This window comes from Kitasatospora sp. NPDC087315 (assembly GCF_044744345.1).
GTDB lineage: Bacteria > Actinomycetota > Actinomycetes > Streptomycetales > Streptomycetaceae > Kitasatospora.
In genome coordinates, this window is sequence record NZ_JBIUYD010000033.1 from 57,012 (window position 1) to 73,083 (window position 16,072).

Below are 16,072 nucleotides of genomic sequence, written 5' to 3' on the forward strand. Positions count from 1 at the left end.
GCTCTGGGTCCTGGTTCTGAACGCTCCCTGGCCGCCATGGAACCTTGGCCGTATTGATTGCGTCAATGGCGGAATTGCTTCGGAATCCGTTGCGGCAAGCGGCATAAACATGCGATCTGATGATCACTCACGGTCATTGTCATGCATGTCCGACTTGTTACTTTCGCCGCACCGTGCCTGAATCCAAGGTGAACGGAGTGTTGCAAGCGCCCATTCAAAGGCTGGGGTGGGGTGTGGCAGCGACTGCCCAGGCGCCCCTCCCGTGTCCGCCGTCCTCCCAGGCCACAACGGGAACCGCAGCGACACGCCGTAAAGATCTAGGTAACGTTTCAGTAGCCGGGACGCCGAAGGGGCCGGGCTCCTCCGAACCCGACCCCTTCAATCACCCTCCGTGACCGCCGCGCGAGGCGGCGCGGCGGACGGCGGCCCGTCCTACGCCGACGGCAGCCAGCCCGTCTGCACCATCTGCCCGCTGCTGATCCGGCGCGACACGTACACCCCCCGGCCCGGCGGCAGCGGCTGCGGCTTGACCGTGCCGAGCAGCGCGCCCTCGTCCTTGTTGCCGGACAGGATCACGCCCTGGCCGCCCAGCTCCCGCATCCGCTGCATCACCGGCTCGTACAGCGAGCGTCCGGCGCCGCCCGCGCTGCGCGCGATGACCACCCGCAGGCCGATGTCGCGGGCGAACGGCAGGAACTCGGCCAGCGGCGCCAGCGGGTTGCCCGAGCCGGTCGCCACCAGCTCGTAGTCGTCCACGATCACGAACATGTCCTTGCCGCTGTACCAGCTGCGGTTGCGCAGCTGCTCGGCGGTCACGTCCGGGCCCGGCAGACGGCGTGCGCAGGCCCCGCGCAGCATCTCCACGATGCTGGTCATGGCCGGCTGCGCCGCCGCGTACTCCACCAGGTACTCCGGTGGCACCGCGCCGAGCAGCGCCCGCCGGTAGTCGCCGACCACGATGCCGGCCTGCTCCGGGGTGTACCGCTCGGTGATCTGCTTGACCAGCATCCGCAGCAGCGCGGACTTACCGGACTCGGTGTCGCCGAAGACGATGAACAGCGGATCGGTCTCGAAGTTGACGAACGCCGGCGCCAGCTCCACCTCGTCCACGCCGAACGCGATCCCGCGCTCCGGGTGCTCGAAGCCCTTCGGCAGCGAGAAGCCGTCCAGCACCGTCGGCAGCATCCGGACCTGCGGCGCGCGCGGGCCGGTCCAGGCCGCGTTGACCGCGGCGACCAGGCCGGCCACCCCCTCCTGGAGGTCGTCCACGGTGTGCGAGCCGTCCAGCCGCGGCAGACCGGACAGGAAGTGCAGCTTGCCCGCGGTCACCCCGCGCCCCGGGACGGCCGGCACGTTCTGCGCCACCCGGCGGTCCACCTCGGACTCCATCGCGTCACCGAGCTTCAGCTCGGTCCGGTTCTGCAGCAGGTCCTTCAGGGCCGGGCGGACCTCGGCGTAGCGGGCTGCTGTGACGATCAGGTGGACGCCGTACCCGAGACCGCGCTGGGCGATGTCCCCGATCACCGGCTCCAGCATCTCGAACTCCTGCTTGAAGGTGTTCCAGCCGTCGATCACCAGGAAGACGTCGCCGAACCGCTCGTCCGGCAGCTGCCCGCCGGCCCGGCGGGCGCGGTAGGTCGCGATGCCGTCGATCCCGGTCGCGCGGAACAGCTCCTCGCGCCGGTTGAGCACCCCGTGCACCTCGCTGATCATCCGGCGGACCTTCTCGCCGTCGAGCCGCCCGGCCACCCCGCCGACGTGCGGCAGGTCCTGCAGCGTCTGGAAGCCGCCGCCGCCGAAGTCCAGCAGGTAGAACTGCGCCTCCAGCGGGGTGTGGGTGAGCGCGAACGCGGCCACCGTGGTCCGCACCACGGTCGACTTGCCCGAACGCGGACCACCCACGATCAGACCGTGGCCGGCCGCCCCCGCGTAGTCCTGGTGCAGCACCTCGCGCCGCTGGTCGCGCGGCTTGTCGACGATGCCGATCGGCACGTTCAGCCGGCCCAGCGCCCCGAACCCGGGCGAGGTCAGACCGCGCTCGGTGGTCGCCTGCAACGGCGGCAGCAGCTCGTCCACGCTCGGCGCCTCGTCCAGCGGCGGCAGCCACACCTGGTGGGCGGCCGGCCCCTGGCCCGCCATCCGCTGCACGAACACGTCCAGCACGGTGTCGACCAGCGCGTCGTCCTGCTCCTCGGTCTCCGGCTCCACCTCCCGCACCAGCGGCTCCGCCACCGGCACCTCGGCCGCGGTGAACCGCACCGGCTGCGCCGTCACCAGCCGGCCGCCGGTGGAGCGCTGCTGCCCCGGGGCGCGGTACGGCCCGGAGACGTACGCGGCCTTGAAGCGGTCCATCACATCGGTGCCGAACTTGAGGTAGCCCACCCCAGGCACCGGCGGCAGGTGGTACGCGTCCGGCACCCCGATCGCTGCCCGGGACTCCGCCGCCGAGAAGGTGCGCAGGCCGATCCGGTACGAGAGATAGGTGTCGAGGCCGCGCAGCTTGCCCTCCTCCAGCCGCTGCGAGGCGAGCAGCAGGTGCACACCCAGCGACCGGCCGATCCGGCCGATCTGGATGAACATGTCGATGAAGTCCGGCTTGGCGGTGAGCAGTTCGGAGAACTCGTCGATGATCAGGACCAGGGACGGCAGCGGGGCCAGCGCCGCGCCCGCCGCGCGGGCCCGCTCGTACTCGTTCAGGTTGGCGTAGTTGCCCGCCGAACGCAGCAGCTCCTGGCGGCGGTTCATCTCGCCCTCGATCGCGTCGCGCATGCGGTCGACCAGGGTGAGTTCGCCCTCCAGGTTGGTGATCACGGCCGAGGTGTGCGGCATGTCCGCCATGCCGGCGAAGGTCGCACCGCCCTTGAAGTCCGCGAGGACGAAGTTCAGCACCTCGGAGGAGTGCGACATCGCCAGGCCCAGCACCAGCGTCCGCAGCAGCTCCGACTTGCCGGAGCCGGTCGCGCCGACGCACAGGCCGTGCGGGCCCATGCCCTCCAGCGCGGCCTCCTTGATGTCCAGGTAGACGTGCTCGCCGCCGGCGCCGACCCCGATCGGTACCCGCAGCCGCTCGTGCTGCGCGCGCGGCCGCCAGCTGCGGGTCACGTCGAACGAGCCCGGGTCGCCAGAGTTCATCAGATCCGTGAAGTCCAGGTTGGACAGCAGCGGCTCGTCGTCGCCCCCGGCCGAGATCCGGTACGGCGCCAACTGCCGGGCCAGGGCCTCGGACTGCCAGGTCGAGAGGGTGTCCGGCCGGCCGGCGTACGTCGCACCCGAGACCGAGCGCAGCACCAGCTCCTCCGGCGTGACGGTGACGATCAGATGGCCGGTCGGCTCGTCCAGATCGCCCGGGACCACCTCGATGATGGTGACCCCGTGCACGCCCTCCGGGCCGGCCAGCAGCGAGTCGGGCGGTACCGAGGCGCCGTCCATCACGACGATGACGTGCGGCTGGTCCGGCGCCGGCGCGGCGTCGCGCACGAAGCGCTGACGGCCGGCCAGTTCGTCCTGGAGCAGGTCCTCCAGCTCACCGAGGCCGGTGGCGATCAGCCGCCGCGAGCCGGCCCCGTCGCCCTCCTTGCGGTGCTGGTTGTGCGGGAGCCACTTGGTCCACTCCCACTCCTCCACCGCGCCCGGCGCCGCGGCCACCGTCACCAGCAGGTCGTCCGGCGAGTGCAGGGTCGTCATCTGGGCGATCATCGCCCGGACGTTGCCGTACACGGTGTCCGGGTCGCCGCAGACCGTGATGTGGTAGAAGGCGCGCAGCGAGACCGCCAACGGCAGGTCCTGCAAGGTCCCGTGGGCCTTCAGGAAGGTGTGCATCGCGGCCGCGGAGAGCGGCTCCAGCTCGTCCATCGGCGCGGTCTGCGGCGCCACCAGCGGCGTGGACAGCTGCACCGGCCCCCGGCCGACCCTGATCTGCGCGAAGTCGGCGTCCCCGGTGCGGCGCTCCCACAGCCGGCGGCCGTCCGCGACGATCGACCAGAGCTGGTCCGGCTCCGGGTTCAGGAACAGCTGCGCGCCGCGCTGCCGTTCGGCGGTGCGGCGGACCTGGCGGCGCATCTGCTGCAGGTACTTGAGGTAGTCGCGCCGCTCGTCGGCGGTGGCCGTCGAACCGCCCTTGCGCGCCCGGACGATCTGCGCCAGCGCCATGCCGACCGTCGAGACGATCATCAGACCGCCCATGATCTTCATAGGGGCCTGCGCGCCGGGCGAGAAGAAGAACACCGCCGAACCGCCCATACCGAGCATCGGCAGAATGCTCATCACCCAGTCCTCGCCGCCCGCCCTGGGCAGTTCGGGCGGGCTGACCAGCTCCACCGGCTCGTCCGGCACCGCGGGCGGATAGGCCCGGGCGGGCCGCTTGACCGTGATCACGCTCATACGCACCCCACCGCACGGCCCAGAACGGTTCGCTCGTTCACTTCGGCATCAGCCCTCACGCAACTGGAAATACGTACGGGTGAGGGCGCCCCGTGTGACGCCGCCCCCGCTTCGCCGACCGCAGGCATCCGGGGAGGAGCGCGGCCCCTGTCCCCGTCGCCGTGCGCAGGGGCCGATCCTACTGGTCACCCCCGGGGCCCGTACCGGCCCTACCCCACCGGCCCTGAGCGGTACCGCGCACGAACGGAGCGGGTAGGGTAACGCCGCGCCAACTCGCGGCCGGAACGAGCCAGTTCCACCGGCCGGCGCCCGCGCAGCAGCCAGACCGACCGCCGCCCGAAGCCGCGGCACCGTCAACAAGGGGGAGCGCCCAGTGCGTCGAGCGATCGAGGGGTGCCCATGAGCACTTCCGCCACGACCGGATTCTGCCGGGTCACCGTCGTCGCCCCGAACAGCCGGATCGACGTCGCCCTGCCCGAGGACGTCCCGCTCGCGGACATCTACCCCGAGGTGCTGCGCCTCTCCGGCCAGACCCAGCCCGACGGCGTCCCGACCGGCTTCCACCTGGTCCGCCGCGACGGCACCGTGCTGGACAGCGGCCTGCCACTCGCCGCCCAGCAGGTCCGCGACGGCGACCTGCTCAGCCTGCGCCCCTTCGCGGAGTCGCTGCCGCCGGCCGTCTACGACGACGTCGCCGACGCCATCGCCACCGCCGTCGAGGCCGACCGCCGCTTCTGGAGCCCCGAGCTGATGCGGGCCTTCGGCCTGATCGGCGCCGGTGTGCTGCTCGCCCTGCTCGGCTTCGCGCTCTGGTTCTCCGACCTGCGCCACGACATGCACGGCCTGCCCGGCGTCCTCTCCGGCGTCACCGCCGTGGTGCTCACCGCGCTCGCCGGCGTCCGCGCCCGGGTCTACCAGGACGCCTACGCCGCCCTCGCGCTCGGCCTCGGCGCCCTGCCGCACGCCATGATCGGCGGCAGCGGCGTCATCGCCGTCGCCCACCCGTGGGACGGCCCCGGCCGGCTCCAGTTCCTCACCGGCTGCGTCGCCGTCCTGGTGGTCGCCGTCCTGCTGGCCGGACTGCTGCCGGAGAAGGACGCGCTGTTCGTCGCCGCCGCCTTCCTGGCCGCCGCCGGTGCCCTGGCGACCTTCGCCGCCGTCCTGCTGCCCGGCACCCCGGCCGGCCACGTCGCCGCCGTCACCGGCGTGGCCGCCGTCGCCGTGATCGGCTTCCTGCCCGGTCTCTCCGCCCGCTTCGCCCGGCTGCCCGTCGGCTTCAGCGCCCCCGGCCAGACCCGCACCCGCAGCCGCGACTACGACGAGGAGGCCGGCCGCGCGGAGGCCGTCCAGTACGAGCGGATCGCCCACCAGGCCCGCCGCGGCCACGAGGTGCTGGTCGGCCTGGTCGGCGGCTGCGCCGCGGTGATCGTCGGCGCCTGCGCGGTGCTCGGCTTCACCGACGAGCTCTTCCCCCAGCTGCTGGCGCTGGCCCTCGGCCTCGCCACCATGCTGCGCGCCCGCCTGTTCCGCTACACCGCGCAGGTCTTCAGCCTCACCATCGCGGGCCTGCTCGGCCTGTCGCTGCTGATCATCGGGCTGTCGCTGCACACCCCGCTGTTCATCCTGAAGGCCGCCGGCTCCACCGACGTCGACCTGCGCACCATCTGGCTGGCCGCCTCGATCGCGGCCGGCGCCGCCCTGCTCACCGCCATCGCCCTGGTGGTGCCCCGGCTCGGCGTCTCACCCTTCTGGGGACGCATCCTGGACCTGGTCGACAGCCTCACCCTGATGGCCCTGGTGCCGCTCGCCCTGGCCGTCCTCGACATCTACCACCTGGTGCGCGGAGCGACCGGCTGACCGGCCGGGCGAACGGCACTGGTACGCTTGGCCTCCGAGCGCAGCCTTGTACCCGGCCCCAGGCCGGTGGCAGCAGGCGGCGCCCGCGTTACGACACCGAGTTCTTCAAGAGTCCTGTGCCGTAGACCAGGACCGCTCGGTATCACCTGTTAAGGAGTTGCAGTGGCTCTCGCCTCTGACGTCAAGAAGCAGATCATCGCCGAGTTCGGCCAGAAGGAGGGCGACACCGGCTCCCCCGAGGTTCAGGTGGCCATGCTCTCCCGCCGTATCTCGGACCTGACCGAGCACCTCAAGACCCACAAGCACGACCACCACTCGCGCCGCGGCCTGCTGATCCTGGTCGGCCAGCGTCGCCGCCTGCTGCAGTACCTGGCCAAGAAGGACATCGAGCGCTTCCGTACGCTCGTCGACCGCCTGGGCATCCGCCGCGGTGCCGCCGGTGGCGCCCGCTAAGACCGCCGCTCGGGGCGGCTCCCCACACCGGGGAGCCGCCCTTCGCGCGTATGCCGCGGGCCACGGCCCGTGGTCGGAGATAACAACTCGCGCCGACCTCCCCAGGTGGCCGAGGATTGCACCGTAGGGTTGTGGGCATGCCGGGTGATGGCGCCGACGAGCGCCACCCGAGCAGAGACCCGACCCCCCCGCGGGCCGAAGGCTTCAAACGGAAGCCGCCCGCATCCGAGAGAGCGTCCAGACGCGGACCGCCCGTCCAGGCCTGGCAGCCGAGAGGCGCCGGTCCTCGGTAGTGGCCGCCGGAAGCCCCGCAGACCGAGCGGGGCCCACCGGAGGCTTCGATCGAAGACCGGCCCGGACTGTCCAGGGCCACCAGCGGGCCATGCGCGGGGACGCTCTCCCGGAGACGTACGAAAGAGGAGATCTTCCAGGTGGAAGAGAACGTGTTCTATGCCGAGGCCGTGATCGACAACGGTTCCTTCGGCACCCGTACCATCCGCTTCGAGACCGGCCGCCTGGCCCGTCAGGCCGCCGGCTCGGCCGTGGCCTACCTCGACGACGACACCATGGTGCTGTCGGCCACCAGCGCGTCGAAGCAGCCGAAGGAGCACTTCGACTTCTTCCCGCTGACCGTGGACGTCGAGGAGCGGATGTACGCCGCGGGCCGGATCCCCGGCTCGTTCTTCCGTCGTGAGGGCCGGCCCTCCGAGGACGCCATCCTCACCTGCCGCCTGATCGACCGCCCGCTGCGCCCGTCCTTCGTCAAGGGCCTGCGCAACGAGGTCCAGGTCGTCTGCACGATCATGGCGCTCAACCCGGACCACCTGTACGACGTGGTGGCCATCAACGCCGCCTCCGCCTCCACCCAGCTGGCGGGCCTGCCGTTCTCCGGCCCGATCGGTGGCGTCCGCGTCGCGCTGATCAAGGGCCAGTGGGTGGCCTTCCCGACCCACAGCGAGCTGGAGTCGGCCGTCTTCGACATGGTCGTCGCCGGTCGCGTCCTGCCGGACGGCGATGTCGCGATCATGATGGTCGAGGCCGAGGCCACCGACAAGACCATCAAGCTGGTCGAGGGCGGCGCCGAGGCGCCCACCGAGGACGTCGTCGCCGCCGGTCTGGACGCCGCCAAGCCGTTCATCAAGGTGCTCTGCGCCGCGCAGGCCCAGCTGGCCGCCCAGGCCGCCAAGCCGACCGGCGAGTTCCCGGTCTTCCTGGACTACCAGGACGACGTGCTCGCCGCGCTGACCTCCGCCGTGAAGGACGAGCTGGCCCAGGCCCTCACCATCCCGGGCAAGCAGGAGCGCAACAACGAGCTGGACCGCGTCAAGGCGCTGGCCGCCGAGAAGCTGCTGCCGGAGTTCGAGGGCCGCGAGAAGGAGATCAGCGCCGCCTACAACGCGCTGACCAAGAAGATCGTCCGCGAGCGCGTCATCAAGGACAAGATCCGCATCGACGGCCGCGGTGTCACCGACATCCGCACCCTGGCCGCCGAGGTCGAGGCCATCCCGCGCGTTCACGGCTCGGCCCTGTTCGAGCGCGGCGAGACCCAGATCCTGGGTGTCACCACGCTGAACATGCTGCGCATGGAGCAGCAGCTGGACACGCTCTCCCCGGAGACGCGCCGCCGCTACATGCACAACTACAACTTCCCGCCGTACTCGGTCGGCGAGACCGGCCGCGTGGGCTCGCCCAAGCGCCGCGAGATCGGCCACGGCGCGCTGGCGGAGCGGGCGATCCTGCCCGTGCTGCCGACCCGCGAGGAGTTCCCCTACGCGATCCGCCAGGTCTCCGAGGCGCTGAGCTCCAACGGCTCCACCTCGATGGGCTCGGTCTGCGCCTCGACCATGTCGCTGCTGAACGCCGGTGTGCCGCTGAAGGCCGCCGTCGCCGGTATCGCCATGGGCCTGATCTCGCAGGAGATCGACGGTGAGACCCACTACGTCGCGCTGACCGACATCCTGGGCGCCGAGGACGCGTACGGCGACATGGACTTCAAGGTCGCCGGTACCCGCAACTTCATCACCGCCCTGCAGCTGGACACCAAGCTCAACGGCATCCCGGCGTCGGTGCTGGCCGCCGCGCTGAAGCAGGCCAAGGACGCGCGTCTGCACATCCTCGACGTGATGAACGAGGCCATCGACGCGCCCGACGAGATGTCGCCGAACGCGCCGCGCATCATCACCATCAAGATCCCGGTGGACAAGATCGGTGAGGTCATCGGCCCCAAGGGCAAGATGATCAACCAGATCCAGGAGGACACCGGCGCGGACATCACCATCGAGGACGACGGCACCATCTACATCGGTGCGGTCGACGGTCCCTCGGCGGAGGCTGCCCGTACGACGATCAACCAGATCGCCAACCCGACCATGCCGGAGGTCGGCGAGCGCTACCTGGGCACCGTGGTCAAGACCACGACGTTCGGCGCGTTCGTCTCGCTCATGCCGGGCAAGGACGGCCTGCTGCACATCTCGCAGATCCGCAAGCTCGCCGGTGGCAAGCGCGTGGAGAACGTCGAGGACGTGCTCGGCGTCGGCGCCAAGGTCCAGGTCGAGATCGCCGAGATCGACCCGCGCGGCAAGCTCTCCCTGATCCCGGTGGTAGAGGGCGAAGAGGACGGCGAGGCCGCTTCCGAGTGAAGCGCCGCTAGTTGACCCCGCGGCCCGCACGCCACGTCGGCGTGCGGGCCGCACCCTGTTGTTGCACATGCTTTCTACGGAGGTACACCCCGTGGCTCAGGCCTCGGCGGCGAAGCAGCGCCCCGGCACCACCCGGACCCTGCTCAAGGGCGTGGACGGCGCCGGCACGGTGCGCCGCACCGTCCTCCCCGGCGGCCTGCGGGTCGTCACCGAAACCCTGCCGACGGTGCGCTCCGCGACCTTCGGCATCTGGGTCGGCGTCGGTTCGCGGGACGAGACCCCGCAGCTCAACGGCGCCACCCACTACCTGGAGCACCTGCTCTTCAAGGGCACCGAGCGGCGCAGCGCGCTGGACATCTCGGCGGCCCTGGACGCGGTCGGCGGCGAGATGAACGCCTTCACCGCGAAGGAGAACACCTGCTACTACGCCCGGGTCCTGGACACCGACCTGCCGCTGGCCATCGACGTGGTCTGCGACATGCTCACCGGTTCGCTGATCCGCCCGGAGGACGTGGAGGCCGAGCGCGGCGTCATCCTCGAGGAGATGGCGATGGCCGAGGACGACCCGGGCGACGTGGTGCACGACCTCTTCGCCAAGGTGATCTTCGGCGACGGCCCGCTGGGCCGCCCGATCCTCGGCACCCAGGAGACCGTCCGGGGGCTGACCCGCGACCAGATCGCCGGCTTCTTCCAGCGCCGCTACCGGCCCGAGCAGCTGGTGGTCTCCGCGGCCGGCAACCTGGACCACCGCAAGGTGGTCCGGCAGGTCGAGCGGGCCTTCGCGCCGATGCTGGCCCGCTCCACGGCCGCGCCCGCCGAGGCCCGGCGCGGGGTCAAGGCGCTGCGGACGGCCGGCCGGATCGAGGTGCTCAACCGCAGCACCGAGCAGGCCCATCTGGTGCTGGGCGTGCCCGGGGTGCCCCGGCACGACGAGCGCCGCTGGGCGATGGGCGTGCTCAACGCGGCCCTCGGCGGCGGGATGAGCTCGCGGCTGTTCCAGGAGGTCCGGGAGAAGCGCGGCCTGGCGTACTCGGTGTACTCGTACTCCTCGTCGTACGCGGACAGCGGCCTGTTCGGCATCTACGCGGGCTGCCAGCCCAAGCGGGTCGAGGAGGTGCTGCGGATCTGCCGCGAGGAGCTCGCCAAGGTGGTCGCCGAGGGCATCACCGAGGAGGAGCTGCAGCGGGCGATCGGGCAGATCTCCGGTTCCACCGTGCTCGGCATGGAGGACACCGGCTCGCTGATGAACCGGATCGGCAAGGCCGAGCTGAGCTACGGCCACCATCTGTCGGTGGACGACATACTGGCGAAGATCGCGGCCGTGACCCTGGACGACGTCCACGCGGTGGCCCGTGATGTGCTGGGCGCGTACCGGCCGTCGCTGGCGCTGATCGGCCCGGTCAGCGACAAGCGGGCCGCCCGGCTCGCCGACCTGCTGGTCTGACCGGCGCCGCCGGTCGTGTTGCTCTTGCTGGTCCCACTGGTCTGAAGGGAAGTTCGTCATGACGCTGCGTGTCGCCGTGATCGGTGCCAGGGGCCGGATCGGCTCGGAGGCCGTCAAGGCCGTCGAGGCCGCCCCGGACATGGAACTGGTCGCCACCCTCGGCCGGGAGTCGAAGCTCTCCGAGCTCACCGACGCCGGTGCGCAGGCCGTGGTCGAGCTGACCCACCCCGACTCGGTGATGGGCAATCTCGACTACTGCCTGCACCACGGCATCCACGTGGTCACCGGCACCACCGGCTGGACGGACGAGCGGCTGGCCACCGTCCGCGGCTGGCTGGACGAGGCACCGGAGCTGGGCCTGCTGATCGCACCGAACTTCTCCATCGGCGCGGTGCTCGGCATGAAGTTCGCCCAGACGGCCGCCAAGTACTTCGAGTCGGTCGAGGTGGTCGAGCTGCACCACGACCGCAAGGCCGACGCGCCCAGCGGCACCGCCACCCGCACCGCCCAGCTGATCGCGGCCGCCCGGGCCGAGGCGGGCCGGCCGCGCCAGCAGGACCCGACCACCCACAGCCTGCCGGGCGCCCGCGGCGCCGACGTGGACGGGGTGCCGGTGCACGCCGTCCGGCTGCGCGGGCTGCTCGCCCACCAGCAGGTGATGTTCGGCGACACCGGCGAGACCCTCACCATCCGGCACGACTCGCTGCACCACAGCAGCTTCATGCCGGGCATCCTGCTCGGGGTGCGCAAGGTGGTGGAGACGCCGGGGCTCACCCTCGGCCTCGAACACTTCCTGGACCTGTGACCGTGATCACCGCTTGGAGCGCCGCATGACCTCGCGTACCGGCTTCTTCGTGCTCGCCGCCGTGCTGCTGCTGGTCGCCCTGATCTGCGTCGGCGAGGGTCTGCAGCTGATCGCCACCGGCAAGCCGCTCGGCATCGGCATCGGGCTCTGCGCCTTCGTCATCCCGCTGATCGGCGTCTGGTTCCTGCGGCAGACCGTCCGCTTCGGCCGGGCCAGTGAGCGGCTCGCCCGGGAGCTGGAGGCCGAGGGCGGCCTGCCGGTGGACGAGCTGCGGCGCACGGCCGGGGGACGGATCGACCGGGCCTCGGCCGACGAGGTGTTCACCCGCCGCCAGGCGGAGGCGGAGGCGGCGCCCGGCGACTGGCGGGTCTGGTTCCGCCTCGCCGTGGCGTACGCCGACGCCGGCGACACCCCGCGCGCCCGCAAGACGATGGCGCACGCCATCCGGCTTCACGGCGCGGCCGGTGCGCCGATCCCCGCGGGCTAGGCTGTCGGCCGGCACGTACCCGAACTCTGGAGGATTCTCGCGTGAGCGACGAAGTGGGCACCGCCCCGCAGTTCCGCAGCGACGTCACGGTGGAACTGGTCCGCAGCGCCGCCGCCGACTCGGACGTCATCTGGGCGGCGCGGGTCTCGACGGCGGGGGAGCAGTCCCTGGAGGCGCTGCAGCAGGACCCGGAGAAGTCCACGGGTCTGATCAACTACCTGATGCGGGACCGGCACGGCACGCCGTTCGAGCACAACTCGATGACCTTCTTCATCAGCGCGCCGATCTTCGTCTTCCGGGAGTTCCACCGCCACCGCAGTGGCTGGTCGTACAACGAGGAGTCCGGCCGCTACCGCGAGCTGCAGCCGGTCTTCTACGTGCCGGGCGAGGAACGCAGGCTGGTCCAGCAGGGCCGGCCGGGCCGCTACGAGTTCGTCGAGGGCACCCCGGAGCAGCACCGGACCGTCACCGGGGCGATGGAGGCGGCGTACCGCGAGGCGTACCGCCGCTACCAGGAGATGCTGGCGGCCGGCGTCGCCCGCGAGGTGGCCCGGGCGGTGCTGCCGGTCGGTCTGTTCTCGTCGATGTACGCGACCTGCAACGCCCGCTCGCTGATGCACTTCCTGTCGCTGCGGACGAAGAAGGAGAACGCCAGCGTGCCGTCCTTCCCGCAGCGCGAGATCGAGATGGTCGCCGAGCGGATGGAGGAGCAGTGGGCACGGCTCATGCCGCTCACCCATGCGGCCTTTGAGAAGCACGGCCGAGTCGCCCCCTGAGCTGGGACGACAGGCATATGGACGGCTTGTCCAGGATGTCTGGATTGCGGCTTTTCTAGCCGCTCCCTACGCTCGTGACACGGATTCCGGTGCTGCTTGAACCCCCGAGCATGCAGCACCGGGATCCCATTCTCCCGCCGCCCTGAGTGCTACACCTGTCCGAACCCTGGACCGGCATGGGTACCGCCCCACCGCCTACGAGTAGCTTTGGACGCATGGCTCCGACCTCCACCCCCCAGACGCCTTTCGGCCGGGTCCTGACCGCGATGGTGACTCCGTTCACCGCCGACGGCGGTCTCGACCTCGACGGCGCCCAGCGCCTCGCCGCGCACCTCGTCGACTCCGGCAACGACGGACTCGTCGTCAACGGCACCACCGGTGAGTCCCCGACCACCAGCGACGCCGAGAAGGCCCAGCTCGTCCGCGCCGTGGTGGAGGCCGTGGGGGACCGGGCCCACGTGGTGGCCGGTGTCGGCACCAACGACACCCACCACAGCGCGGAGCTGGCCCGCCAGGCCGAGGCCGCCGGAGCGCATGGCCTGCTGGTCGTCACGCCGTACTACAGCAAGCCCCCGCAGGAGGGTCTGTACCGGCACACCACGCACATCGCCGACGCCACCGGCCTGCCGGTCATGCTCTACGACATCCCCGGCCGCAGCGGCGTCGCGCTCGGCCACGAGACGCTGGTCCGGCTCGGTGAGCACCCGCGGATCGTCGCCAACAAGGACGCCAAGGGCGACCTCGGCGCCGCTGCCTGGGCCATCGCCCGTTCCGACCTTGCCTGGTACTCCGGGGACGACGTCCTCAACCTGCCGCTGCTGTCCGTCGGAGCCGTCGGTGTGGTCAGCGTGGTCGGGCATGTCGTCGCCGGCGAGCTGCGCAGCATGATCGAGGCCTTCCTGGGCGGCGATGTGGCCAAGGCCACGGCGATCCACCAGGGCCTGCTCCCGGTCTTCAGCGGTATGTTCCGCACGCAGGGTGTCATCCTCACCAAGGCCGCCCTGGAGCTCCAGGGCTTGCCGGCCGGGCCGCTGCGGCTGCCGCTGGTGGGGGCGACCGCCGAGGAGATCGTGCGATTGAAGAAGGATCTCGCCGCCGGCGGGGTACACCTGTAACAGACACAGACGTGCGCGCCCCGGCTCGCCGGACCTCTCGGGGTCTGCCGCTGAACCGGACGAAGGCGTGAGAGCACCGACCCAGTAGGAAACCGACACTGAGTACACACGCCATATGTCTCCAGGGGGAGGACCCCGGGCATATGGCGTGCGTCGTGAGGAGAGTCTTTTGAGCCACCCGCACCCCGAACTCGGCGCGCCCCCCGCACTCAAGGAGGGCGCCCTCCGCATCACTCCGCTCGGCGGCCTCGGCGAGATCGGCCGCAACATGACGGTCTTCGAATACGGGGACCGCATTCTCATCGTCGACTGCGGTGTCCTCTTCCCCGAGGACGAGCAGCCCGGCGTCGACCTGATCCTGCCGGACTTCAGCTACATCCGGGACCGTCTCGACAAGATCGACGGCATCGTCCTGACCCACGGGCACGAGGACCACATCGGTGCCGTCCCGTTCCTGCTCCGGGAGAACCCGGACATCCCGCTGATCGGTTCGAAGCTGACCCTCGCCCTGATCGAGGCCAAGCTCACCGAGCACCGCATCCGGCCGTACGTGCTGGAGGTGAAGGAGGGCCAGCGCGAGCGCATCGGCCCGTTCGACTGCGAGTTCATCGCGGTCAACCACTCCATCCCGGACGCGCTGGCCGTCGCCGTGCGGACGCCGGCCGGCATGGTCGTCGCCACCGGTGACTTCAAGATGGACCAGCTGCCGCTCGACGGCCGCCTCACCGACCTGCCAACCTTCGCCAAGCTGGCCGAGGAGGGCATGGACCTGCTGCTGGTGGACTCCACCAACGCCGAGGTCCCCGGCTTCATCCCGCACGAGCGCGACATCTCGGTCGCGCTGCGAAACGTTTTCGCGAACGCGGACAAGCGCATCATCGTCGCCTCCTTCGCCAGCCACGTGCACCGCATCCAGCAGGTGCTGGACGCCGCGCACGAGTACAAGCGCAAGGTGGCCTTCGTCGGCCGCTCGATGGTCCGCAACATGGGCATCGCGCGGGAGCTCGGTTACCTGAAGGTGCCGGGCAACCTGATCGTCGACGTGAAGACCCTGGACGACCTGCCGGACAAGGAGGTCGTGCTGGTGTGCACCGGCTCGCAGGGCGAGCCGATGGCCGCGCTGTCCCGGATGGCCAACCGCGACCACCAGATCCGCATCGTCGAGGGCGACACCGTCGTCCTGGCCTCGTCGCTGATCCCGGGCAACGAGAACGCCGTGTACCGGGTGATCAACGGCCTGACCCGCTGGGGCGCCAAGGTCGTGCACAAGGGCAACGCCAAGGTGCACGTCTCGGGCCACGCCTCGGCCGGCGAGCTGCTGTACTTCTTCAACATCTGCAAGCCGCGGAACCTGATGCCGGTCCACGGCGAATGGCGCCACCTGCGGGCCGCGGCCGACCTCGGCATGGCGACCGGTGTGCCGCGCAACCGCACGGTCATCGCCGAGGACGGTGTCTGCGTCGACCTGGAGGGCGGCGTCGCCCGGATCGTCGGCAAGGTGCAGGCCGGCTACGTCTACGTGGACGGTTCCTCGGTCGGTGACATCACCGAGGCCTCGCTCAAGGACCGCAGGATCCTCGGCGAGGAGGGCTTCATCTCCGTCTTCGTGGTGGTCGACTCCGCCAACGGCAAGATGGTGAGCGGCCCGACCATCCAGGCCCGCGGCTCCGGTATCGACGACAACGCGTTCGGCCCGGTCGTCGCCAAGCTCCAGGAGGCCCTGGAGCGTTCGGCCGGCGACGGCGTCCTGGAGGTCCGCCAGGTCCAGCAGCTGGTCCGCCGGACCATCGGCAAGTGGGTGGCGGACAACTACCGCCGCCGGCCGATGATCCTGCCGGTCGTGGTCGAGGTCTGACCCCTCCACTGCCCGGTTTGACGTGGGGCGGCCCGGTGCGTAACGTTCTCCGGGTTGCCCCACGGGACGGCCGGAAGCTTTCGAATGGAATTCGGGAGCGGAAAGTGGCCCGAGAAACTCTGATAGAGTTCGGGAGCGCCGAAAGGCGAAAGCCAATCAGATAAACGAAACTCCGGAAAACGGAGCGGAAAACATCTGATAAGCTGAGAACACGAAAGAACGAAGCGCCCGGAGGGCCCGCTGGAAGGCGGCCTGAAGGAA

General features: G+C 70.7%; 10 protein-coding genes. 9 read left to right on the forward strand and 1 reads right to left on the reverse strand.

Features of this window, described 5'->3' with window-relative positions; all coding sequences use genetic code 11:
* Positions 1 to 432: 432 nt before the first annotated feature.
* Entirely contained in the window at positions 433 to 4,380 is a 3,948-nt protein-coding gene (eccCa, locus tag ACIO5D_RS34320) for a type VII secretion protein EccCa (protein WP_400762164.1), read from the reverse strand.
* A 399-nt stretch (positions 4,381 to 4,779) separates the two neighbouring features.
* Here eccCa and eccD point away from each other — a divergent pair, with 399 nt between their 5' ends.
* The 9 genes from eccD to ACIO5D_RS34365 all read left to right on the forward strand — a co-directional run bounded on the left by eccD (position 4,780) and on the right by ACIO5D_RS34365 (position 15,811).
* Positions 4,780 to 6,237, forward strand: coding sequence for a type VII secretion integral membrane protein EccD (gene eccD, locus ACIO5D_RS34325; RefSeq protein WP_400800022.1), 1,458 nt, complete (start codon positions 4,780 to 4,782; stop codon positions 6,235 to 6,237).
* 162 nt (positions 6,238 to 6,399) lie between these two features.
* A complete protein-coding gene (gene rpsO, locus ACIO5D_RS34330; RefSeq protein ID WP_196952393.1) occupies positions 6,400 to 6,690 on the forward strand; it encodes a 30S ribosomal protein S15 in 291 nt (96 codons plus the stop codon).
* 431 nt (positions 6,691 to 7,121) lie between these two features.
* Positions 7,122 to 9,329, forward strand: coding sequence for a polyribonucleotide nucleotidyltransferase (locus ACIO5D_RS34335; RefSeq protein ID WP_363611222.1), 2,208 nt, complete (start codon positions 7,122 to 7,124; stop codon positions 9,327 to 9,329).
* Positions 9,330 to 9,396: 67 nt separating this feature from the next.
* Positions 9,397 to 10,773 carry a M16 family metallopeptidase gene (locus tag ACIO5D_RS34340; protein ID WP_400659120.1) on the forward strand — a complete coding sequence of 459 codons (1,377 nt, stop codon included), beginning with the start codon at positions 9,397 to 9,399 and terminating at the stop codon, positions 10,771 to 10,773.
* Between the two features lie 58 nt (positions 10,774 to 10,831).
* A complete protein-coding gene (gene dapB, locus ACIO5D_RS34345; RefSeq protein ID WP_363611226.1) occupies positions 10,832 to 11,578 on the forward strand; it encodes a 4-hydroxy-tetrahydrodipicolinate reductase in 747 nt (248 codons plus the stop codon).
* A 25-nt stretch (positions 11,579 to 11,603) separates the two neighbouring features.
* Positions 11,604 to 12,065, forward strand: a complete 462-nt coding sequence (locus ACIO5D_RS34350; protein WP_400762160.1) for a hypothetical protein — start codon at positions 11,604 to 11,606, stop codon at positions 12,063 to 12,065.
* 41 nt (positions 12,066 to 12,106) lie between these two features.
* Complete coding sequence (gene thyX, locus ACIO5D_RS34355; protein WP_400659125.1) at positions 12,107 to 12,841, forward strand: FAD-dependent thymidylate synthase; 735 nt, start codon at positions 12,107 to 12,109, stop codon at positions 12,839 to 12,841.
* Between the two features lie 215 nt (positions 12,842 to 13,056).
* Complete coding sequence (gene dapA / locus ACIO5D_RS34360) at positions 13,057 to 13,956, forward strand: 4-hydroxy-tetrahydrodipicolinate synthase (RefSeq protein ID WP_363611232.1); 900 nt, start codon at positions 13,057 to 13,059, stop codon at positions 13,954 to 13,956.
* Positions 13,957 to 14,125: 169 nt separating this feature from the next.
* Entirely contained in the window at positions 14,126 to 15,811 is a 1,686-nt protein-coding gene (locus ACIO5D_RS34365) for a ribonuclease J (RefSeq protein WP_363611234.1), read from the forward strand.
* The last annotated feature ends 261 nt before the right edge of the window (positions 15,812 to 16,072 follow it).